Source organism: Streptomyces shenzhenensis (genome assembly GCF_021462265.1).
GTDB classification, from domain to species: Bacteria; Actinomycetota; Actinomycetes; order Streptomycetales; family Streptomycetaceae; genus Streptomyces; species Streptomyces shenzhenensis.
In genome coordinates, this window is sequence record NZ_JAJONF010000061.1 from 1 (window position 1) to 19,004 (window position 19,004).

The 19,004-nt window shown below is 72.3% G+C and carries 19 protein-coding genes and 1 pseudogene; 13 read left to right on the forward strand and 7 right to left on the reverse strand.

From position 1 onward, the window contains the following. Nucleotides 1–76 precede the first annotated feature (76 nt). On the reverse strand, nucleotides 77–892 hold the full coding sequence (locus LQ326_RS42320) for a VOC family protein (protein WP_234544412.1): 816 nt from the start codon (nucleotides 890–892) through the stop codon (nucleotides 77–79). Between the two features lie 393 nt (nucleotides 893–1,285). Further along, nucleotides 1,286–2,089, reverse strand: coding sequence for an RNA polymerase sigma factor SigF (locus LQ326_RS42330; RefSeq protein WP_234544413.1), 804 nt, complete (start codon nucleotides 2,087–2,089; stop codon nucleotides 1,286–1,288). Nucleotides 2,090–2,366: 277 nt separating this feature from the next. On the opposite strand from LQ326_RS42330, the gene LQ326_RS42335 reads away from it, so the two are divergent. From LQ326_RS42335 to LQ326_RS42350, 4 genes are all read left to right on the forward strand, one after another. Beyond that, entirely contained in the window at nucleotides 2,367–2,822 is a 456-nt protein-coding gene (locus LQ326_RS42335) for a MarR family winged helix-turn-helix transcriptional regulator (protein ID WP_181807468.1), read from the forward strand. After that, on the forward strand, nucleotides 2,819–3,646 hold the full coding sequence (locus tag LQ326_RS42340; protein WP_234544414.1) for an ABC transporter ATP-binding protein: 828 nt from the start codon (nucleotides 2,819–2,821) through the stop codon (nucleotides 3,644–3,646). The genes LQ326_RS42335 and LQ326_RS42340 overlap by 4 nt, the downstream gene beginning before the upstream one ends. Next, a complete protein-coding gene (locus LQ326_RS42345; RefSeq protein ID WP_234544415.1) occupies nucleotides 3,606–4,457 on the forward strand; it encodes an ABC transporter permease in 852 nt (283 codons plus the stop codon). Before LQ326_RS42340 ends, LQ326_RS42345 begins: the two co-directional genes overlap by 41 nt. Nucleotides 4,458–4,654: 197 nt before the next feature. Next, complete coding sequence (locus LQ326_RS42350; RefSeq protein WP_181807465.1) at nucleotides 4,655–5,185, forward strand: hypothetical protein; 531 nt, start codon at nucleotides 4,655–4,657, stop codon at nucleotides 5,183–5,185. 123 nt (nucleotides 5,186–5,308) lie between these two features. On the opposite strand, the gene hemC is transcribed toward LQ326_RS42350, so the two are convergent. The 4 genes from hemC to LQ326_RS42370 all read right to left on the reverse strand — a co-directional run bounded on the left by hemC (nucleotide 5,309) and on the right by LQ326_RS42370 (nucleotide 9,519). After that, complete coding sequence (gene hemC, locus LQ326_RS42355; RefSeq protein WP_234544416.1) at nucleotides 5,309–6,244, reverse strand: hydroxymethylbilane synthase; 936 nt, start codon at nucleotides 6,242–6,244, stop codon at nucleotides 5,309–5,311. A gap of 57 nt (nucleotides 6,245–6,301) precedes the next feature. Next, nucleotides 6,302–6,685, reverse strand: a complete 384-nt coding sequence (locus tag LQ326_RS48975) for a hypothetical protein (RefSeq protein ID WP_372497103.1) — start codon at nucleotides 6,683–6,685, stop codon at nucleotides 6,302–6,304. 167 nt (nucleotides 6,686–6,852) lie between these two features. Next, entirely contained in the window at nucleotides 6,853–7,809 is a 957-nt protein-coding gene (locus LQ326_RS42365) for an ATP-dependent DNA ligase (RefSeq protein ID WP_234544451.1), read from the reverse strand. Between the two features lie 237 nt (nucleotides 7,810–8,046). Continuing rightward, nucleotides 8,047–9,519 carry an MFS transporter gene (locus LQ326_RS42370; RefSeq protein ID WP_234544417.1) on the reverse strand — a complete coding sequence of 491 codons (1,473 nt, stop codon included), beginning with the start codon at nucleotides 9,517–9,519 and terminating at the stop codon, nucleotides 8,047–8,049. Between the two features lie 209 nt (nucleotides 9,520–9,728). Here LQ326_RS42370 and LQ326_RS42375 point away from each other — a divergent pair, with 209 nt between their 5' ends. Next, nucleotides 9,729–10,385: a TetR/AcrR family transcriptional regulator gene (locus LQ326_RS42375; protein ID WP_234544418.1), complete on the forward strand. Its 657-nt coding sequence runs from the start codon at nucleotides 9,729–9,731 to the stop codon at nucleotides 10,383–10,385. On the opposite strand, the gene LQ326_RS42380 is transcribed toward LQ326_RS42375, so the two are convergent. After that, nucleotides 10,369–11,409 (reverse strand): zinc-dependent alcohol dehydrogenase, encoded by a 1,041-nt coding sequence (locus tag LQ326_RS42380; protein ID WP_234544419.1) that lies wholly within the window; start codon nucleotides 11,407–11,409, stop codon nucleotides 10,369–10,371. The genes LQ326_RS42375 and LQ326_RS42380 overlap by 17 nt on opposite strands. Before the next feature lie 295 nt (nucleotides 11,410–11,704). Between LQ326_RS42380 and LQ326_RS42385 the strand changes: the two genes are divergently transcribed. The 8 genes and pseudogenes from LQ326_RS42385 to LQ326_RS42420 all read left to right on the forward strand — a co-directional run bounded on the left by LQ326_RS42385 (nucleotide 11,705) and on the right by LQ326_RS42420 (nucleotide 18,994). After that, nucleotides 11,705–12,430: a response regulator transcription factor gene (locus tag LQ326_RS42385; RefSeq protein WP_234544420.1), complete on the forward strand. Its 726-nt coding sequence runs from the start codon at nucleotides 11,705–11,707 to the stop codon at nucleotides 12,428–12,430. Between the two features lie 156 nt (nucleotides 12,431–12,586). Beyond that, nucleotides 12,587–13,090 (forward strand): annotated as a pseudogene (locus LQ326_RS42390) (LysR substrate-binding domain-containing protein); the annotation flags it as partial. Between the two features lie 106 nt (nucleotides 13,091–13,196). Further along, nucleotides 13,197–13,847, forward strand: coding sequence for a GntR family transcriptional regulator (locus LQ326_RS42395; protein WP_234544421.1), 651 nt, complete (start codon nucleotides 13,197–13,199; stop codon nucleotides 13,845–13,847). Nucleotides 13,848–13,898: 51 nt separating this feature from the next. Continuing rightward, nucleotides 13,899–14,687: a PIG-L deacetylase family protein gene (locus LQ326_RS42400; protein ID WP_234544422.1), complete on the forward strand. Its 789-nt coding sequence runs from the start codon at nucleotides 13,899–13,901 to the stop codon at nucleotides 14,685–14,687. After that, complete coding sequence (locus LQ326_RS42405; protein WP_234544423.1) at nucleotides 14,684–15,388, forward strand: 4-carboxy-4-hydroxy-2-oxoadipate aldolase/oxaloacetate decarboxylase; 705 nt, start codon at nucleotides 14,684–14,686, stop codon at nucleotides 15,386–15,388. Before LQ326_RS42400 ends, LQ326_RS42405 begins: the two co-directional genes overlap by 4 nt. Next, nucleotides 15,385–16,503, forward strand: coding sequence for a 4-oxalomesaconate tautomerase (locus LQ326_RS42410; protein ID WP_234544424.1), 1,119 nt, complete (start codon nucleotides 15,385–15,387; stop codon nucleotides 16,501–16,503). Before LQ326_RS42405 ends, LQ326_RS42410 begins: the two co-directional genes overlap by 4 nt. After that, the gene (locus LQ326_RS42415) at nucleotides 16,484–17,443 is read left to right on the forward strand and encodes a VOC family protein (RefSeq protein WP_234544425.1); all 960 of its coding nucleotides are present in this window, start codon (nucleotides 16,484–16,486) and stop codon (nucleotides 17,441–17,443) included. The genes LQ326_RS42410 and LQ326_RS42415 overlap by 20 nt, the downstream gene beginning before the upstream one ends. Nucleotides 17,444–17,668: 225 nt before the next feature. Continuing rightward, on the forward strand, nucleotides 17,669–18,994 hold the full coding sequence (locus tag LQ326_RS42420) for an MFS transporter (RefSeq protein ID WP_234544426.1): 1,326 nt from the start codon (nucleotides 17,669–17,671) through the stop codon (nucleotides 18,992–18,994). The last annotated feature ends 10 nt before the right edge of the window (nucleotides 18,995–19,004 follow it).

Here is a 19,004-nt window from a genome sequence, read left to right on the forward strand (position 1 = left end):
CGCGGGGAACTGCGCGAGCAACCCCCACGCACCCGCACCCGACCGGCAAGGCGGCGGACCCGGCAACGGCAACGGCTCAGCGCCCCCCGCGTGACGTGGTCACCGTGAACTGCGCGCCGTCCGGATCCCGGAGAATCGCCTCGGTCTCCCCCTCGCTCAGCACGCTGCCCCCGTGTTTCTCGGCGGCCCGTGCGCACTCGGCGACATCGGCGACCGCGAAGTGGATCTGCCAGTGCGGCCGTACCGACGGATCGGGCGCCGCCTCCACCGCCCCCGAGTCGATGCGGGCCACGGCGTCGCCCCGGCTGCGCAGCACGACCTCGCCGCCCTCGTACTCGACCTCGCAGCAGCCCGGTCTGTCGGAGGCCCAGCCGAGTACCTCGCCGTAGAACATCGCGGAGTCGAAGGCGTTGCGCGTGTGCAGGCGGATGAAGGTCGGGGCGGCCTGCCGCCAGGTCTCCCAGTTCGAGACGAGTTCCCCCTCCCAGATACCGAAGACGGCGCCGTCCCGGTCGGCGATCAGCGCCGCCCGGCCGGGCGGGAAGGACAGCGGCCCCACCGCGGGCGTGCCGCCCCGCTCGCGGGCCCGCGACACCGCCTCGTCCGCGTCCAGTACGGCGAAGTACGGCGTCCAGGCCACCGCCATCTGCCACATCGCGGCGACCGCCGCGATGCCCGCCACCGGCACCCCGTCCGCCAGCGCGATCCGGAAGTGGTCGCCGAGCCGGACACTGCGCCATCGCCAGCCGAGCACGGCGCTGTAGAAGTCCTCGGTCGTCCGCAGGTCGCGGCTGGTCAGGCTGACCCAGCACGGGGCACCGAAGACCGAGTGCGTGGAGAGCACCGATCGCTTCTTCTGTGTGGGTCCGGGGGGAGGCGTGTCGTCGTTCATGGCACTCGTGTCCTGGGTGTCGGGGCCGGCGGGAGGACCGGTCTGCCACCAGTCTCCAACCGGAAGCGGTGGAAATGCCTGCCGAGTACCCCGGTGGCGCAGAGCCATACGGGTGATGTGACGGAGGGACGGGCGAGAGGGAGCCGGCCCGGATCCCCCACCTGCGGAAAGAGGCCGGCCGGCTCCAGGAGGCCGTCGCCTGCATGCCGTGGTGGACCAGGCACAGAGGTCTCCCACCACACCGACGTCAGGCGGCGCGACGTCGCCGGCCTGATCCTCGTCCCGGGGCGCACCGGCTGCCTGCCCGCCGGGATCCGCGTCCAGCCGGCGGAACCGCTGGAACGCTACGGCCCGGCCTCCCGGCCTCCCGGCGCCCCGTCCACCGGGCGGGCCTCAGCCGGTCTCGGTCTCGGCCTCGGCCAGCAGTTCCTCGCGCAGCCGCTCGAAACAGGCGCTGAGCAGCCGGGACACGTGCATCTGCGAGATGCCCAGCTGCTCGGCGATGCGGCTCTGCGTCATGCCGCGGAAGAACCGCAGGTAGAGGATGAGCCGGTCACGCTCGGGCAGCCCCTGGAGGCAGGGTTCCGCGGCCGTGCGGTCGACTATCAGATCGTAGCCGGGGTCCGGACCGCCCAGGGTGTCCCCGAGCACATAGCCGTCGCCGCCGGGCACCTCGGCGTCCAGCGACAGCGCCGAGTAGCACTCCAGGGCCTCCATCCCGGCCCGTACCTCGCTCTCGGTGAGCTGGGCCCGCGCGGCGATCTCGGCGACGGTGGGGACGCGCCCGGGGGTCGTCTGGCCCAGTTCCTTGAGGGTGCCCCGGACCCGGTTGCGCAGTTCCTGGACCCGGCGCGGCACGTGCAGGGTCCACATGTGGTCGCGGAAGTGGCGTTTGATCTCGCCGGTGATGGTCGGCACGGCGTAGGCCTCGAAGGCCCGGCCGCGTTCCGGGTCGTAGTGGTCGACGGCCTTCACCAGTCCCAGGGCCGCGACCTGGTAGAGATCCTCCAGGGTCTCCCCGCGGCCGCGGAACCGTACGGCGATCCGCTCGGCCATGGGCAGCCACAGCTCGACCAGCTGGTCCCTGAGCGCCCGGCGTGCCGGGCCCTCGGGCAGTGCGGCCAGCCGTACGAAGTCCTGGGCCGTGTCCGGGGCGTCGTCGTGCGGATGGGAGTTGGTCTTACAGGTGGCACGCATCGCGCGCACCTCCCTCAGCGAGGTGCTGGTGGACGGAGACCGTGGGAGGACGCGCTCGGACCCTGGGAAGGACACAGGGGCGGCCGGCGGAAGCCGGCTCCCACGAACGTGCCTCCGGTCCGAAGCACTGAAGGGCTGATGCCCCGAATGGAACATAGCGAAACAAGACGGTCGAAAGGATGATATTTCTTTCTTCCGGTGGTTGACCTTCTCGCCGGTTCTTCCCTTGACCGTCCCTTGATATGGATACCTCTGTAGCAGAGGTAATCTTCCAGGTGTGGAATCGGAGACCTTCCCGGAAGAACTCGCCGACGCGTTGGTCGGTCTCCAGCGGCTGATCCGCCGCCGGCTGCGCCGCGGGCTCGCCCTGCCACGGCTGCGCGGCGCTGAGGTGGAGCTGCTGCGGCTGGTCGAGTCCCGGCCCGGGATCGGCATCTCGGACGCGGCCAAGGAGCTGCACCTGGCGAGCAACTCGGTGTCGACCCTGGTCAACCAGCTCGTCAAGGACGGCTACCTGGTCAGGGAGACCGACCCGGCCGACCGGCGGGCCGCCCGGCTGCGGCTCACCGAGGACGCCGGGAAACGGCTCGCCGACTGGCACCGCCGCCGCGCGGAACTCGTCGCCGGCCGTGTCGCGCGGCTGGCCGAGGCGGACCGCGAGGCCCTGAGAGCGGCGCTTCCCGCGTTGCGCAGGCTGGCCGACACCCTGCACGAGGAGGCCGAGGAATCATGACAACGGACACCACAGCAGTCGCCTGCACCGGACTGTCCTACCGCTTCGGGGACACCAAGGCCGTCGACGGACTCGACCTGACCGTCGCCGAGGGCGAGGTCTTCGGGCTGCTGGGCCCCAACGGCGCCGGCAAGACCACCGCCATCCGCTGCATCACCACCCTGCTGCCCGTCCCCGCCGGGATGGTCCGCGTCTTCGGCCACGACACCGGCAGGGAACGGATGGCCGTGCGCCGGCTGCTCGGCTACGTCCCGCAGCAGCTGTCCGCCGACAGCGGGCTCACCGGGCGCGAGAACGTCGAGCTGTTCGCCCGCGTCTTCGACGTTCCCCGGCGCGAGCGGGCCGCCCGGGTCGCCGAGGCGCTGGCGGCCGTCGGCCTGGCCGACGCCGCCGACCGGCTCGCCGGCACCTACTCCGGTGGCATGGTCCGCCGCCTCGAACTGGCCCAGGCGCTGGTCAGCGCGCCCCGGCTGCTGATCCTGGACGAGCCGACCATCGGCCTCGACCCGATCGCCCGCACCGGCGTGTGGGACCAGATCGACTCCGTGCGGGCGGCCACCGGCATGACCGTCCTGGTCACCACTCACTACATGGACGAGGCCGACCAGCACTGCGACCGGGTCGGCCTCATGCACCGCGGCCGGATCCGCGCCCTCGGCACCCCCGACGAGCTCAGGCGCGGCCTCGCCGAACGGCAGGGCACCGAGGCCCTGCCCACCCTCGAAGACGTCTTCCGCGACGTGGCCGGCAGCGGCCTCGACGACCGGTCAGGAGGTTTCCGCGATGTCCGAAGCACCCGCCGCACCGCCAACCGAGTCGGCTGAGGGCACCGGCACGTCCCTGCTGCTGACCCCGCCCAGGCCGCGCTCCGGCTGGCGGCTGCTGCCCGCCCGGGTCGTCGCCATGTGCGCGGTCGAGCTGCAGAAGCTCCGCCACGACCGCACCGAGCTCTACACCCGCGCGATCCAGCCCGCCCTCTGGCTGCTGATCTTCGGCCAGACCTTCACCCGGATCCGGGCGATACCCACCGGCGGCATCCCTTACATCGACTACCTGGCGCCCGGCATCATCGCCCAGTCCGCGATGTTCATCGCCATCTTCTACGGCATCCAGATCATCTGGGAGCGCGACGCCGGCGTCCTGAACAAGCTCCTCGTCACCCCCACCCCCCGCTCGGCCCTCATCACCGGCAAGGCCTTCGCGGCCGGGGTCAAGTCCCTGATCCAGGCCGTCGTGGTGATCGTCATCGCCGCGATCCTGGGCGTCTCCCTGACCTGGAACCCGCTGAAGCTGCTCGGGGTCGGACTCGCCGTCGTCCTCGCCTCGGCGTTCTTCTCCTGCCTGTCGATGAGCATCGCCGGCATCGTCCTCAGCCGGGACCGGCTGATGGGCATCGGGCAGGCCATCACCATGCCGCTGTTCTTCGGCTCCAACGCCCTGTATCCCGTCGCGATCATGCCGGGCTGGCTCCAGGTGGTGAGCAGGATCAACCCGCTGAGCTACCAGGTCGACGCCCTGCGCGGCCTGCTCCTCGGTACGCCCGCCCACCTCGGCCTCGACTTCGGCGTGCTGGCCGTCGCGGCCGCCCTGGGCATCACCGCGGCCTCCGCACTGCTCGGCCGTCTGGCCCGCTGATCCGGCCGCAGGCGGGACGCACGCCGACGTGATGTGCGGCACGCGCCCGCGACCCGCCCCGGACCCCGGGGCGGGATAACCGCTGCGCAACGCTTGATCAGCGATCAAAGCGGGCGAACCCCCTGGCCACAGCGCATTCCACCCATTTGACAGTGCGCTGAGCACACAGATAGACAGCGGGAGTCGAGAGGGGCACTGTGTACGAGCCGAACGTGGTCGGGGACTGGCACGAGTACGACGAGCATGCCGGTCTGCGGGTCCGCGTCCACCGCCTGGAGGAGTCCGAGCCGCCGCGCGGCCGGGACGACGCCGCGGCCGGGCTGACGTACTTCAGTGTCCGGGTCACCATCGAGAACCGCGGCTCCCGCCACTTCAGCGTGCAACTGGAGGACGGTCAGATCGACGTCCGGGTCGGCCCCGACGGGGAGGGCGCGTTCATCGACTGGCGCAACTCCCAGTTCATCGAGGGCTTCGACGTCTACCCGCTGCGCCGCGCCACCGCCGTCCTCTACGCGGCCGGCCCCGAGGCCGCCCTCACCCAGGTGGACGTACAGGTCCAGCTCCGGGTCGACGAGGAATGGACGGAGCGCCGGCTGTGGGCGGGCGGCATCGGCGTACTGGAGTCGACCACCGCCACGGCCTGCCAGGGCGCCGGCCCGGGCAGCGTGGCCCACCAGGTGACAGCCTTCCTCAAGGACCAGACGGAGCCGGGCCCCACCGCTCCCTGAGCAGGCTGCGGTGCGGGGCCGTATCCGATGTGCGGCCACCGCCGCGCGGCTGCGGCAGGCCACCACGGCGCCGCGGACGACCGACGGCATGTCCCGGCGCTGCCGGACAGCCCCTAGTGCCCCCTAGTGCGGGATGCCGTCGATGATCTCGCGGGCGCCCTGGCGCAGCAGGGCCACGGCGACGGAGGTGCCGAGCGTGGCCGGGTCCAGGCGGCCCGCCCATTCGTGGGCGTTCAGCCGGGTCTTGCCGTCCGCAGTGAACACACAGGCCCGCAACGACAGTTCACCGCCGCCGTCGACCCGGGCGTAGCCGGCGATCGGGCTGTTGCAGTGCCCCTGCAGCACGTGCAGGAACATCCGCTCGGCGGAGGCCTCCCGGTGGGTGGCCGGGTCACCGAGTGCGCTCACCACGTCGATCAGTTCCGAGTCGCCCTCCCGGCACTGCAGGGCGAGGATGCCCGCGCCGATGGGCGGCATCATCCTCTCCGGGTCCAGCACCTCGCTGACCACGTCCGTACGGCCGATCCGCTCCAGGCCCGCCAGCGCGAGCAGCAGCGCGTCCGCCTCACCGGCGGCGAGCTTCGCCAGGCGCAGGTTGGCGTTGCCCCGGAAGGGCACGCACTCCAGATGCGGATGGGCGGCCGCCAGCTGGGCGACCCGGCGGACCGAGGAGGTGCCGATCCGGGTGCCCGGCGGCAGTTCGTCCAGGGTCAGCCCGCCCGGGTGGACCAGGGCGTCGCGGATGTCGTCCCGCTTCAGGAACGCCGCGAACATCGTCCCGGCGGGCAGCGGCCGGTCCGCCGGGACGTCCTTGACACAGTGCACGGCGAGATCCGCCTTGCCGGTCAGCAGCGCGGCGTCCACCTCCTTGGTGAACGCGCCCTTGCCCTCGACCGCGGAGAGATCGCCGAGCCACTTGTCACCGGTGGTCTTCACCGGCACGACCTCGGTGCGCACCTGCGGATACAGGGCCGCCAACTCGGCCCGGACCCGGGCCACCTGAGCGAGCGCCATCGGTGAGTCACGGGAGACGATTCGGATCAACTCGGGGACCGACATGAGGACACGATAGACCTTCCGGCCGCCCGCGGATTCCGACATCCTGTCGGTCTTCGGCTACGGGAGTGAGCCGGTGCGGGCCCCTTCCAGCCACCGGCCGAAGGGGAACAGATCGGTGTCTGCCTCCGATACGCCCGAGTTCGGCGGGGTACGCAGCAGGTGGCGGTGGCACGGCAGTTCGCGGCGCTCGGCCGGGATGAGCGGGCCGCCGGCCTCGCCGTCGGTCACCGGCATCTTGAGTGCGTGCCCTTCCGGGGCGACGTCAACCGGCGCTTGGCGAAGCTCACCGCCGGTGAGGCGGACGCGCTGCTGCAAGCCGACGTGCTGAGCACCGGCGGCGACGGCGAGGCGGTCCGAGCCCGGGAGCCGGACGTCGACGCGGAAGCCGGTACGCCACGGGGAGTTGGTCCCCCAGCGCGTCCGGCGGCCGTTCCGTCTCAAGCGTCGTCCCGCCGTCATGCCGGGACCGGCCGCCGGGGTCGCACACGATGCGAGAGGGCACGGCCGGCCGCGACAGGCGGCGAAGCCGGTGTCCACGTGCCCCCTTCGGCTCGACGTCCGCACGCCGAAACCGCGGCCCTCGAGGCCGCCGAAGCCGGCTCCGGCGGTCAGCCCAGGTCCCGGGGCAGGTCCGCGGCCGACTCCTCCGGTGCGAGGTCCGGGCGCAGCCGGAGCCAGGACGGCTGGCGCAGCAGCCCGGCCCGGGTCCGGGTGCTGTAGCTGACCTCGCCGACCAGCCGGGGCAGCACCCAGTGGGCGCCCGGGACCGGGGGCACGGGGTCGAAGGGGCACGAACCGGTCGCGGCGGCCCGCAGCAGCGCGGCCAGTTCGGTCCGCTCCGCCGTGCTCCAGCCGGTGCCCACCCCGCCGACGTACCGCAGCCGCCCGTCGGCGGACCGCTGGCCGACCAGCACCGCGCCCGGCAGCCCGGTCAGCCGCCCCTTGCCCGGCAGCCAGCCGCCGACGATCACGTCCTCGGCCCGCATGTTCCGGATCTTGATCCAGGCGCGGGACCGCACCCCCGGCTCGTACACCGAGTCCAGGCGTTTGCAGACCAGCCCCTCCAGACCGTGCTCCCGGGTCGCCCGCAGCGCCTCCGCGCCGTGCCCGACGACGGCGCGCGGCGTCGACCAGTACGGGCCTTGCAGGGACAGGGACTCCAGGCGTCTGCGACGCTCCGCGTACGCCGTGGTGAGCAGCGGGTCCGTCAGCAGCAGCACGTCGAACAGCACCAGATGGACCGGGACCCGGGCCGCCATCCGGGCCGCCCGGGCCGGGGCGTGGGCCAGGCCCATCCGGCTCTGCAGCAACTGGAAGTCGGCGCGACCGTGTTCGTCGACGGCCAGCACCTCGCCGTCCAGGATCGCCGGGGTGCGGCCCAGCGCCCGTGCCAGCGGGCGCAGTTCGGGGTAGGCGGCGGTGATCTCCTCGCCGGAACGGGCGCGCAGCAGCATGCCGGCGTCGCCGGGCAGGTAGACGACCACCCGCTGGCCGTCCTGCTTGGTCTCGTAGGCCCAGCGGGCGTCCTGTGCGGCGGGCGGCAGCCGGCCGGGGGTGGCGAGCATGGGCGGGATCAGCGGCAGGGCGGTCACTGAGGAGATGTGAACCGGTCACGGCCGCCGCACGCGCCTTCCGGTACCGGTTCCCCCGAACAGGCTCCAGGCGTCCGGCACGGCGGCGGGGCCTGCGCCGGGGCCGCCCGGCAGAGCCCGCGGCGTGCCCTCGACGCCGAAACGTCGCGGGGCGGGCCGCCCGCCGGGGTACGGCCCGCCCCACCGAGGATCACCCTTCGCGTACGGGGCTCAGCGCACGGACTCCGCCGTCGGCCTGGCCGGGGCCTGAGCGGGCTCCGGGTCCGCCGGGCGGCGGCCGGGCAGGAAGGAGGCGAGGACGAAGGCCAGGACGGCCGCGCCCGCACCGGTCGCCATGACCACCTTGAAGCCGTTCTCGGAGGGCAGGGTGACGCCGCCGAGGCTGATGGTCAGCTGGGCCAGGACGACGCCGGCGACGGCGCTGGCCACCGACGTGCCGATGGACCGCATCAGCGTGTTGAGGCTGTTCGCGGCGGCCGTCTCCGACGCCGGGACCGCGCCCATGATCAGCGCGGGCATCGCGCCGTACGCGAAGCCGACACCGGCGCCGATGACGCAGGAGACCAGGATCAGGTGCCAGACCTCGGACATCAGGACGATGTTGAGGCCGTAGCCGGCGGCGACGATCACCGCGCCGATCATGAGCGTGATCTTCGGTCCCCTGGCCTTGGTGATGGCGGCCGACAGCGGGGCGAAGCCCATCATGACCAGGCCCTGCGGGGCCATCACCAGACCGACCGTCAGCATCGACCTGCCGAGGCCGTAGCCGGTCCGGGTGGGCAGCTGGAGCAGCTGCGGGAGCACCAGGGACATCGCGAACATCGAGAAGCCGAACGCGATCGAGGCCAGGTTGGTGAACAGGACCTGGCGGCGGACGGTGGTGCGCAGGTCGACCAGCGGCTCGGTGGTGCGCAGTTCGAAGAAGCCCCAGGCGAGCAGTACGAGGACCGCGAGCGCGAACAGGCCGAGCGTGGCGCCGCTCGCCCAGCCCCAGTCGGCGCCCTTGGAGACGGCGAGCAACAGCGAGACCAGGCCGACCGCGAGGCCCACCGCGCCGACCGCGTCGAAGTGGCCGCCCGAGCGCACCCTGGACTCCGGCACCAGCAGCATGACCAGCGCGAACGCGACGACACCGAGGGTGGCGGAGGTCCAGAACAGCACATGCCAGTCGTAGTGGTCCGCGAGGAACGCCGCGGCCGGCAGGCCGAGCGCGCCACCGACGCCCAGCGAGGCACTCATCAGGGCCGTCGCGCCCGCCAGCCGTTCCGGCGGCAGCTCGTCGCGCATGATGCTGATGCCCAGCGGGACCACGGCGGCCGCGAGGCCCTGGAGGGCGCGGCCCACGATCATCGGGACGAGCGAGTCGCTCAGCGCGGCCACCACCGAGCCGGACACCAGCAGCACCAGGCTGACCAGCAGCATCAGCCGCTTGCCGAGCATGTCACCGAGGCGGCCGGCCACCGGGGTGGCGACGGCGGCGGCCAGCAGGGTCGCCGTCACCGCCCAGGCCGCGTTGGACGCGGAGGCGTTCAGGTACTTCGGCAGCTCCGGGACGATCGGGATCACCAGGGTCTGCATCAGCGAGACGGTGATACCGGACAGGGCCAGCACCGCCACCACCGCGTTCGGGTTCGGTCGCGCCGGTCTCGTGGACCCGGCGGGCTGGACAGGGGCTTCGGGCATGGAACTGGGCCTCCGTAGGCAGGACATGGGCGACTGGGCACTTTTTAAGTCAGGCGCTTGACTTACTGTACTGGCAGGGTGCGGCCGCACGGTGCGGCCCTGCCGCGTAGGCTTCTCCGGCTGGACCTCGCCGCTTCGGGCGGGGCCCCGGGTACGGCTCGCGGGACAGGCCGGTCCGGGTGGTGCGCGGTCCCGGAGCGGTGGTGGGCATGGCCGGCAGGACGGCGCGGGCGGACCAGGTCAGCGCGACGCGGGAGGCCATCCTGGACGCGGCGGAGCGGCTCTTCGCCGAACAGGGCGTGTACGCCGTCTCCAACCGCCAGGTCAGCGAGGCCGCCGGCCAGGGCAACAACGCGGCCGTCGGCTACCACTTCGGTACCAAGGCCGACCTGGTCCGTGCGGTCGCCGCCCGGCACTTCGAGCGGATCGAGCAGATCCGCCTGCGCCTGCTGGCCGAGGCCGGCGACTCCGACGACATCCGCGACCGGGTGGACTGCCTGGTCCGCCCGATCACCGAACACCTCGCGAGCCTGGGCAGCCCCACCTGGTACGCGCGCTTCTGCGCGCAGGTCATGACGGACCCCGCCCTGTACGACATCATGGTCGAGGAGTCCCTGGCCTCGCCGTCGCTGCGCCAGGCCGTCGACGCGCTGAACCGGCGGCTGCCGGAACTGCCCGCCGAGGTCCGCGCCGAACGCGGCCTGATGGCGAGGACGTTGATCCTGCACACCTGCGCCGAGCGGGAGCGCGCCCTGGCCGAGGGCACCGCCACCCCGCGCGCCACCTGGAGCGACGCGGCCACCGGGCTCACCGACGCCCTCCTCGGGCTGTGGCTGGCGCCCGTCTCCGCTACGCGTCGAAGGTGACGACGACCTTCTCCGCGGCCCCCGGCGTCCGCGCCAGCTCGAAGGCACGGTGGACGTCGGTGAAGGGGACGCGGTGGCTGATCAGCTTCGCGAACCGCTCGTGGTGCTCGACCAGTTCGGGGGTGACCTCGAAGATCTCGGTGGGGTAGCCCTGCGAGGCGATGAGGGTCAGCTCGCTGCGCAGCATTCCGCCGAGGTCGATCTCGCCCTTCTTCTGCACGGCGACCATGACCAGCCTGGCGTGCCACCGGGCGTTGGCGACCACGGTGTCGAAGACGGCCGGGGCGCCGGCCGCGTCGATGAAGACGTCCGTGCCCGGCCGTGGCTGGCCCAGGGCGTTGGCACTCCGCCCGTGCAGTGCGGTCAGCCGCGCGGTGACGTCCTCCTCCGCCGAGTTGATCACGGCGTCCGCGCCCACGGCCAGCGCCTTCTCCAGCCGGGCCGGGATGACGTCGGCGACGACCACGTGCCGCACGCCCCGCAGCTTGAGCCAGATCGCCGCGCCCAGCCCGATCGGTCCGGCGCCGAAGACGACCACCTTGTCGTCCGGCCCGGCCTGGGAGCGGTTGACCGCGTGCCGGGACACCGCCATCGGTTCGTTGAGGGAGGCGACCTCGAACGGCACGGTCTCCGGGAACACCGCGAGGCTCCGGCCCGCCTCGGCGTTCTCGATCAGCAGGTACTCGCTGAGGGCGCCGTACCGGCCGCCGCAGCCGATGATCCCGGTGGGCGCGGCCTGCGGGTTCACCACCACCCGGTCACCCGCCTTCAGCCCGGTGACCTCGGCGCCGGCCTCGGCCACCTCGCCGGCCGGCTCATGGCCCAGGGGGATCGGGACCAGGCCGCCGCCCAGGTGGGCGCGGGCGGGCATGCCGCCCATGTGCAGGAAGGTGACGTCGGTGCCGCAGATGCCGCCCGCGCGGATCTTCAGCAGGACGTCCTTCGGACCGGGCGCGGGACGCTCGACGTCCACGACCTCGATCCTGCCGACGCCGGCGGTCTGTACGGACTTCATCGTGGCCATGGGTGACTCTCGCTTTCAGGTGGTGCCGGGAGGTTCGCCGGGCCGTCCGCCCGAGGAGATTCCCCCGGGCCATTCCCCCGCGCCGGCCGCCGGGCCGGGGGAGTCGGCCGGCGTCCGGCCCGAGGACCGCGCCGGTTCCCGTCCCCACGGGACCGGCGCCCGGGCCCGCCGCCGGGCAGGGCCCACGGGGCGGCCTCCGCTCAGGACGACCCCGGTTACTTGAGTTAGGCAAGCATATGTGGCTTACTTGAGTCAAGCAAGCGAATGGTCCGTGCTCCGAACGGATGGGTCCCCCATGTACGGCAGCCCTCCCGCGTCCCCGGCGCTCGCCCGTGGCAGCGGACAGCGGCTCCTGGTCGCCGCCGGTGACCCGGACGCCGCCGAACTCCTCACCGTGACCCTGGATCTGGCGGGCTACCGGACCGGTGCCGCGGGCACCGCCGCCGAGGTGGTGCGGCGCCTCGGGGAACACCGGTTCGCCCTGGTCGTCATCGATGCCGAACTCCCCGGTCTCGACGGCCTCGCCCGGGGCGGCCGCTTCAGGCCGCCGTACCGGCCTCCGGTCCTCCTGCTGGCCGCCTGTGGATCACTGGCCCGGCTGGTACCCGAACTCCGTGCGGGCGAACGGGACTGCGTCACCAAACCCCTCCGGATCGCCGAGGTGCTCGCCAGGGTCAAGGTCCTGCTCCGGAGCGTGGGCGACGGTGGCCGCCGGGGGCCCACGCTTGACCAGGCGGGCCTGTCCCTGGACGACGGAACCTGCCGGGCCCGCCGGGGTGGCCGCACCCTCGACCTCACGCCCGCCGAGTACCGGCTGCTGCGCCACCTCCTGGCCAACGCGGAGAAGGTGCTGTCCAAGGAGCAGATCAGCCGGCACCTCTGGGGCGAGTTCCGGGGGGACAACGCCATCGAACAGCTGGTGTCCCGGCTCAGGCGCAAGGTCGACCGGGGCGGCCCCGCGCTGATCCACACCAGGCGGGGTTTCGGCTACTGGCTGGGGGAGCCGCCGGGGCCCGGGTGACTGCTTCACGAGGGCGCTCAGGAGCAAACGCCGAAGCCGTCGTGCCGCCGGTCCGGCGTGGCCTGTGGGCGGGGTGGCGGGTGACTCTCCGGGTGGGTGCGCGGCTTCGCATCTGACGTCAACCTCTGTGCCAGGTACGAGAATTTACGATGTCTGTCCCACCCGGGGACCGGGTTGCGGCTGGTGCGGGTGAACACGGCGTCCGCCGGCCTCGCCGAAGGGGCCTGCGACCTCGCCGTCGTGCGGCGGCCGTCCGAGGACCGGCGGTTCGGTTCGGCCGTCGTGGGGCTGGAACGGCGGCTGTGCGCGCCGGCCGCCGACGATCCGCCGGCCCGTACGCCTGGCCGACCTCGCCGGCCGGATCCTCCCGGTCGGCCGGCGCACCGGCACCACCACCCCTCAGCTGTGGCCGCAGGAGTCGCGGCCGGTGGTCCAGGAGGTGCACGACGTCGACGACTGGCTCACCGTCATCGGGGCCGGCCTGCGGTCGGTGTGACCGCCGAGTCGACCGCCGGCCAGTACCCGCGGCGGGCATCGTCCACCGGCCGGTCCGGGACGCCGAGCCGGTCACGGTCCGGCCGGCCTGGTGGGCGGGACGACCCGCACCCCGCCCACCAGGCCGTTCTCGAACTGCTCGGTGAGCTGTACCGCGCGGGCTGAGGCTCGCGTGCGGCCGGATTGGCCCGGCAATACCGCAGACAAAATTGTTGACAATCTTGTTTGGCTAGATTTACGTTCGACAGGCACTCACTCAGGGAGGGCACGAATGCCGACAGAAGTCCGTCCGAGCACCGGAGAGCAGGCCAAGCAGCACGCCTTCACCCTGCTGCGGCAGGCGATCCTGCACGGCGAGATGGCCCCGGCCCAGCGGCTGGTGGAGAACGAACTCGCCGAGCAGTTCGGTGTGACGCGCGCCAGCATCCGTGCGGCTCTGATCGATCTGGAGGCCCAGGGCCTGGTGGAGCGGATCCGCAACCGCGGCTCGCGGGTGCGGGTGGTGACCGTGGAGGAAGCGGTGGCGATCACGGAGTGCCGCATGGTCCTGGAGGGACTGTGCGCGGCCAAGGCGGCCGTCGCGGCCAGCGACGAGCAGCTCGGCGACCTCGCGGACCTCGGAGCGGCCATGACCGAGGCCGTCGCCGCCGGCGAGCCGGTGACCTACTCCGAACTCAACCACACACTCCACGACAAGATCCGGGAGATCTCCGGCCAGCAGACCGCCGTGGAACTGCTGGAGCGGCTCAACGCCCAACTGGTGCGCCACCGCTTTCAGCTGGCGCTGCGCCCGGGGCGTCCGCAGCAATCCCTGAACGAGCACCTGGCGATGATCGAGGCGATCAGGGCCAGGGACCCGCAGGCGGCCGAGGCGGCCGTCCGCGCCCACCTCACGAGCGTGATCGACGCACTGCGCGACTGAGACGCCCGGGGCTGGGTGGGCGCACACCTGTCCACCAAGGAGAGTTTTTCGATGACGCACGCCAACGCGCCTTCCCCCGGTCCCGAAGACGCTCGCCCGGGGGAGCCCCCGTCCCCGCCGCGGTCCACTCTGGTCGTCACCGCGCACGCCGGGGACTTCGTGTGGCGGGCGGGCGGAGCCGTCGCCCTGGCCGCGTCCCGGGGCGAGAAGGTCACCATCGCGTGCCTGACCTTCGGCGAGCGCGGCGAGTCCGCCAAGGCGTGGCGCGAGGGCAGGAAGCTGGCGGAGATCAAGGCGATACGCCGGGAGGAGGCGGAGAAGGCCGCCGCCGCTCTCGGCGCCGAGGTCCGCTTCTTCGACGCCGGCGACTACCCGCTGGTCGCCACCGCCGAACTGACCGACCAGCTGGTCGCCGTCTACCGCGAGACCCAGCCCGACGTCGTGCTCACCCACCCGGTCGAGGACCCGTACAACGGCGACCATCCGGCCGCCAACCGGATGGCTCTGGAGGCCCGGATCCTCGCCCAGGCCATCGGGTACCCGGGCGAGGGCGACATCATCGGCGCCCCGCCGGTCTTCTACTTCGAGCCGCACCAGCCCGAGATGAGCGGCTTCAGGCCCGAGGTCCTGCTCGACATCACCGAGGTCTGGGACACCAAGCGCAGGGCGATGGAGTGCCTCGGCGCCCAGCAGCACCTGTGGGCCTACTACACCGACCTCGCCGTCCGCCGGGGTGTCCAGCTCAAGCGGAACGCCGGACCCAACCTGGGCCTGGCGCACCGGACCATGGCGGAGGCGTTCATGCGGCCGTTCCCGCAGATCGCGAGGGAGCTGGCATGAGCGGCGTGATCGTCACCAACCCGCCGAAGGCGGAGCTGAAGGACGTCGACGCCCTGGCCGGCTTCGGGGTGGCCACCGTGAGCGAGGCGATGGGCCGCACCGGCCTGCTGGGTCCGGGGATCCGGCCCGTCCAGCAGGGCGTGCGGGTCGCCGGCACGGCCGTCACCGTGCTCAGCTGGCCCGGCGACAACCTCATGATCCACGCGGCCGTCGAGCAGTGCGGCGAGGGCGACATCCTGGTCGTCACCACCACCTCGCCCTGCACGGACGGGCTCTTCGGTGAGCTGTTCGCGACCGCGCTGAAGCGGCGCGGGGTGCGCGGGGTCGTCCTCAACACCGGCATCCGCGACACCCAGGAACTGCGCGACATGGGCTTCGCGGCCTGGTCCCGGGCGGTCTCCGCGCAGGGCACGGTCAAGGCCACCGGCGGCTCGGTCAACGTGCCGATCGCCGTCGACGGCCAGGTGATCAATGCGGGTGACGTGATCCTCGCGGACGACGACGGGGTCGTGGTCGTACCCCGTGAGCGCGTCCGCGAGACGGCCGAGAAGTCCGAGGCCCGCGAGGCCAAGGAGGCCGCGTCCCGCGCCGCGTTCGTCGAGGGCCGGCTGGGCCTCGACCGCTACGGGCTGCGCGAGACCCTTCAGCGGCTCGGCGTCGAGTACAAGACGTACGAGGAGTACGAGGAGCACCGCACATGACCGGTCCCGCGGAGGTGCGCTGCATGCTGATGCGCGGAGGTACCTCCAAGGGCGCGTACTTCCTGGCCGAGGACCTGCCCGCCGGCCCCGCCGCCCGCGCCGACCTGCTGCTGCGGGTGATGGGCAGCCCCGACCCGCGCCAGATCGACGGCCTGGGCGGGGCGCATCCCCTCACCAGCAAGGTGGCGGTCGTCTCGGCGTCGGACGACCCGGAGGCGGACGTCGACTATCTCTTCCTCCAGGTCGCCGTCGACCGGCCGGAGGTGAGCGACCGTCAGAACTGCGGCAACATCCTCGCCGGAGTCGGTCCGTTCGCCGTGGAACGGGGGCTCGTGGCCCCCGGTGGCGGCGAGACCTCGGTACGGATCCGGATGCTCAACACGGGGGAGCTGGCCATCGCCACCTTCCCGACCCCCGGCGGGCGCGTCGACTACACCGGGGACGCCGAGATCTCGGGCGTGCCCGGCACGGCCGCGCCGGTGGTGATCGAGTTCCCGGCCGGGCCAAGCCCGCTGCTGCCCACCGGAAACGTCCGCGACACCATCGCCCGGACGGCGGTGACCTGCGTCGACAACGGCATGCCGACCGTGCTGATCGCGGCGGGCGACCTCGGCGTCAGCGGCTACGAGTCGCCCAAGGACCTGGAGGAGAACCTGACCCTCGCCGACCGGCTCCACGAGATCCGGCTGGCGGCCGGGAGACTCATGGGCCTCGGGGACGTCGAGACCGCCACCGTGCCCAAGCTCAGCCTGCTCGCCCCGCCGCGCGAGTGCGGCGCGGTCACCACCCGGACCTTCATCCCGGTCCGCTGCCACACCTCGATCGGTGTCCTCGGCGCCGCCAGCGTGGCCGCGGGGCTCAGGCTGCCCGGCAGCGTGGGAGAGGGGATCGCCCGGCTCCCGGAGCGCGGCGACCGTGTCCGCATCGAACACCCCACCGGATTCCTGGAGATCGACACCAGCGTCGACCCGGGATCCGACGGCTCCCCGCCGGCCGCCCGCCGCACCACGGTCGTCCGCACCGCACGCAAGATCTTCGACGGCACGGTCTTCGCCCGCGCCGCCTTCATGCCCGCACCATCTCAAGGAGGCAACGATGGCTCCGCCCCTCGGTGACATCGCCCATATCGGCCATGCCCAGCTGTTCACCCCGGACCTGGACGCCAGTGTCGCCTTCTTCACCGACTACCTCGGGCTGACCGTCAACGGCCAGGACGGCGACACGGTCTACCTGCGCACGTACGACGACTACGAGCACCACAGCCTGGTCCTCACCGCCCGCGACCGGCCCGGCCTCGGCCGGTTCGCCCTGCGCACCTCCAGCGAGGAGGCCCTGAACCGCCGGATCAGGGCAATCGAGGACAATGGCGGCGCCGGGGGCACCGGCCGCTGGGTGGAGGACGAGCCCGGCCTCGGCAAGCTCTACCTCACCACCGACCCGGACGGCCACGAGCACGCCCTCTACTGGGAGAGCGAGCACTATCAGGCGCCGGACGAGCTGAGGCCCGCGCTGAAGAACCAGCCGCAGGCCAAGCCCAACCGGGGCGTCGGCGTGCGCCGCCTGGACCACGTCAACTTCCTTGCCGCCGACGTGCTCGCCAACGCCGAGTTCCAGGAACAGGTCCTCGGGGCCCGCCCGACCGAGCAGGTCCGCCTCGACGACGGGTCCGTCGCGGCCCGCTGGCTGACCTTCACCCACAAGTCGTACGACGTCGTGTACACGTCCGACTGGACGGGTTCGACCGGGCGGCTGCACCACATCGCCTTCGCGACCGACGGCCGCGAGGACATCCTGCGCGCGGCCGACCTCGCCATCGACACCGGTGTGTTCATCGAGACCGGCCCGCACAAGCACGCCATCCAGCAGACCTTCTTCCTGTACGTCTACGAACCGGGCGGCAACCGCATCGAGCTGTGCAACCCGCTCACCAGGCTGGTGCTGGCCCCCGACTGGCCGCTCGTGACGTGGACCGAGGCCGAGCGGGCCAAGGGGCAGGCGTGGGGGCTCAAGACGATCGAGTCCTTCCACACGCACGGGACGCCGCCGGTCGGCTGATCCGGTTTCAGCGGCCTCTGGGGGTGGCCGACGCGTCACGGCGTGTCGGCCACCCCCTTCGTTCGCTCTGGTGCCCGGATCGTTGCAGAGATTGTTGACAAAAGTGTTGACGTTTTTGCCCGCCGATCCTTAGCGTCTACGCACCACGGGTCAGCCGCACGAGCCGCGTCGACCCCTCTACCGCTTCCCCTCCAGGGACCGCTCCTGGACGAGAGGAAAACAAAGATGTCCTCCTCAACCGCCCTGTCCGCTCGCGGCGGCAAACTGGCCCGGCTGGTCGTCGGGCTGTGCTGGCTGGCCGTACTCTTCGACGGCCTCGACATGTTCATCTACGGCTCGGTGCTGCCCCACCTGCTGGAGACCAGGACTTTCGGCATCACCCCGGACGAGGCCGGCGACCTCGGCTCCTACGCCACCTTCGGCATGCTGGTGGGCGCCCTGGCCGCGGGCACGATCGCGGACCGGATCGGCCGCAAGCAGCTGATGATCGCCTGCGTCACCCTGTTCTCGCTCGCCTCCGGCATCTGCGCGGTCTCGGGCAGCCTCACGGTCTTCGGTCTCGGCCGTACCCTGGCCGGCGTCGGCCTCGGCGGGCTGCTGCCGACCGCGATCAGCATGGTCTCCGACTACGCCAGGGGCGGCCGGATCGCGATCACCATCGGCCTGCTGATGACCGCCCACCATGCGGGCGGCATCCTCTCCGCCTACGTCGCCAAGTGGCTGGTGGACCCCTTCGGCTGGCGCTCCGCCTTCTGGGTCTGCGTGCTCCCGCTGCTCTTCGTCCCCGTCCTGCTCAAACTCCTGCCCGAGTCGCTGAGCTTCCTGGTCGCCAAGGGCCGCACCGAGGAGGCCGAGGCCCTCGCCGGCCGCTACGAGGTCGAACTGCCCTCCGTCGCCGCCAAGAAGACCGCCGCCGACCGCTGGGACGCGCTGCTCGGCCTGTTCCGCGGCGGCGAGTGGCTGCAGACCCTGCTGTACTGGCTGGCCTCCTTCGGCGGTCTGCTGCTGGTCTACGGCGTCGCCACCTGGCTGCCGACCCTGATGCGCACCGAGGGTTACGAGCTCGCCAACGCCCTCACGTTCGTCGTCGTCTTCAACCTCGGCGGCATCGTGGGCATGCTGGTCGCGGGGCGTGCCGCCGACCGGTTCGGCGCCCCGCGCATCGCGGCGGTCTGGTTCGCCCTCACCGCCGCCGGCGTCTACCTGCTCAACGTGCACATGCCGATGGGCGTGACCACCCTGGTCGTCTTCCTCACCGGCGTGTTCCTGAACAGCGCCCAGACGATGATCTACGCGACCGTCTCCATCCGCTCCACCCCGGACAGCCGTGCCACCGCCGTCGGCTGGACCTCCGGCATGGGCCGCTTCGGAGCCGTCTTCGGGCCGTGGCTCGGCGGCCAGCTGCTCGCCACGGGCAACGGCGACTGGGGTTTCACGGCCTTCGCGCTGGCCGGTGTCTCCTCGATGGTGTTCATCGGTGTCGCCGCCCTGCGCTCGGCCAGGCAGCCGCAGGCCGGCCACGACCGGGAGAACCTGCTCGCCGCACACTGACCGGTGCCCT

Coding starts and splice junctions, on each gene's coding strand:
- LQ326_RS42320 (WP_234544412.1), bottom strand. CDS start 892: ATGAACGACGACACGCCTCCCCCCGGACCCACACAGAAGAAGCGATCG.
- LQ326_RS42330 (WP_234544413.1), bottom strand. CDS start 2,089: ATGCGTGCCACCTGTAAGACCAACTCCCATCCGCACGACGACGCCCCG.
- LQ326_RS42340 (WP_234544414.1), top strand. CDS start 2,819: ATGACAACGGACACCACAGCAGTCGCCTGCACCGGACTGTCCTACCGC.
- LQ326_RS42345 (WP_234544415.1), top strand. CDS start 3,606: ATGTCCGAAGCACCCGCCGCACCGCCAACCGAGTCGGCTGAGGGCACC.
- hemC (WP_234544416.1), bottom strand. CDS start 6,244: ATGTCGGTCCCCGAGTTGATCCGAATCGTCTCCCGTGACTCACCGATG.
- LQ326_RS42365 (WP_234544451.1), bottom strand. CDS start 7,809: ATGCTCGCCACCCCCGGCCGGCTGCCGCCCGCCGCACAGGACGCCCGC.
- LQ326_RS42370 (WP_234544417.1), bottom strand. CDS start 9,519: ATGCCCGAAGCCCCTGTCCAGCCCGCCGGGTCCACGAGACCGGCGCGA.
- LQ326_RS42375 (WP_234544418.1), top strand. CDS start 9,729: ATGGCCGGCAGGACGGCGCGGGCGGACCAGGTCAGCGCGACGCGGGAG.
- LQ326_RS42380 (WP_234544419.1), bottom strand. CDS start 11,409: ATGGCCACGATGAAGTCCGTACAGACCGCCGGCGTCGGCAGGATCGAG.
- LQ326_RS42385 (WP_234544420.1), top strand. CDS start 11,705: ATGTACGGCAGCCCTCCCGCGTCCCCGGCGCTCGCCCGTGGCAGCGGA.
- LQ326_RS42395 (WP_234544421.1), top strand. CDS start 13,197: ATGCCGACAGAAGTCCGTCCGAGCACCGGAGAGCAGGCCAAGCAGCAC.
- LQ326_RS42400 (WP_234544422.1), top strand. CDS start 13,899: ATGACGCACGCCAACGCGCCTTCCCCCGGTCCCGAAGACGCTCGCCCG.
- LQ326_RS42405 (WP_234544423.1), top strand. CDS start 14,684: ATGAGCGGCGTGATCGTCACCAACCCGCCGAAGGCGGAGCTGAAGGAC.
- LQ326_RS42410 (WP_234544424.1), top strand. CDS start 15,385: ATGACCGGTCCCGCGGAGGTGCGCTGCATGCTGATGCGCGGAGGTACC.
- LQ326_RS42415 (WP_234544425.1), top strand. CDS start 16,484: ATGGCTCCGCCCCTCGGTGACATCGCCCATATCGGCCATGCCCAGCTG.
- LQ326_RS42420 (WP_234544426.1), top strand. CDS start 17,669: ATGTCCTCCTCAACCGCCCTGTCCGCTCGCGGCGGCAAACTGGCCCGG.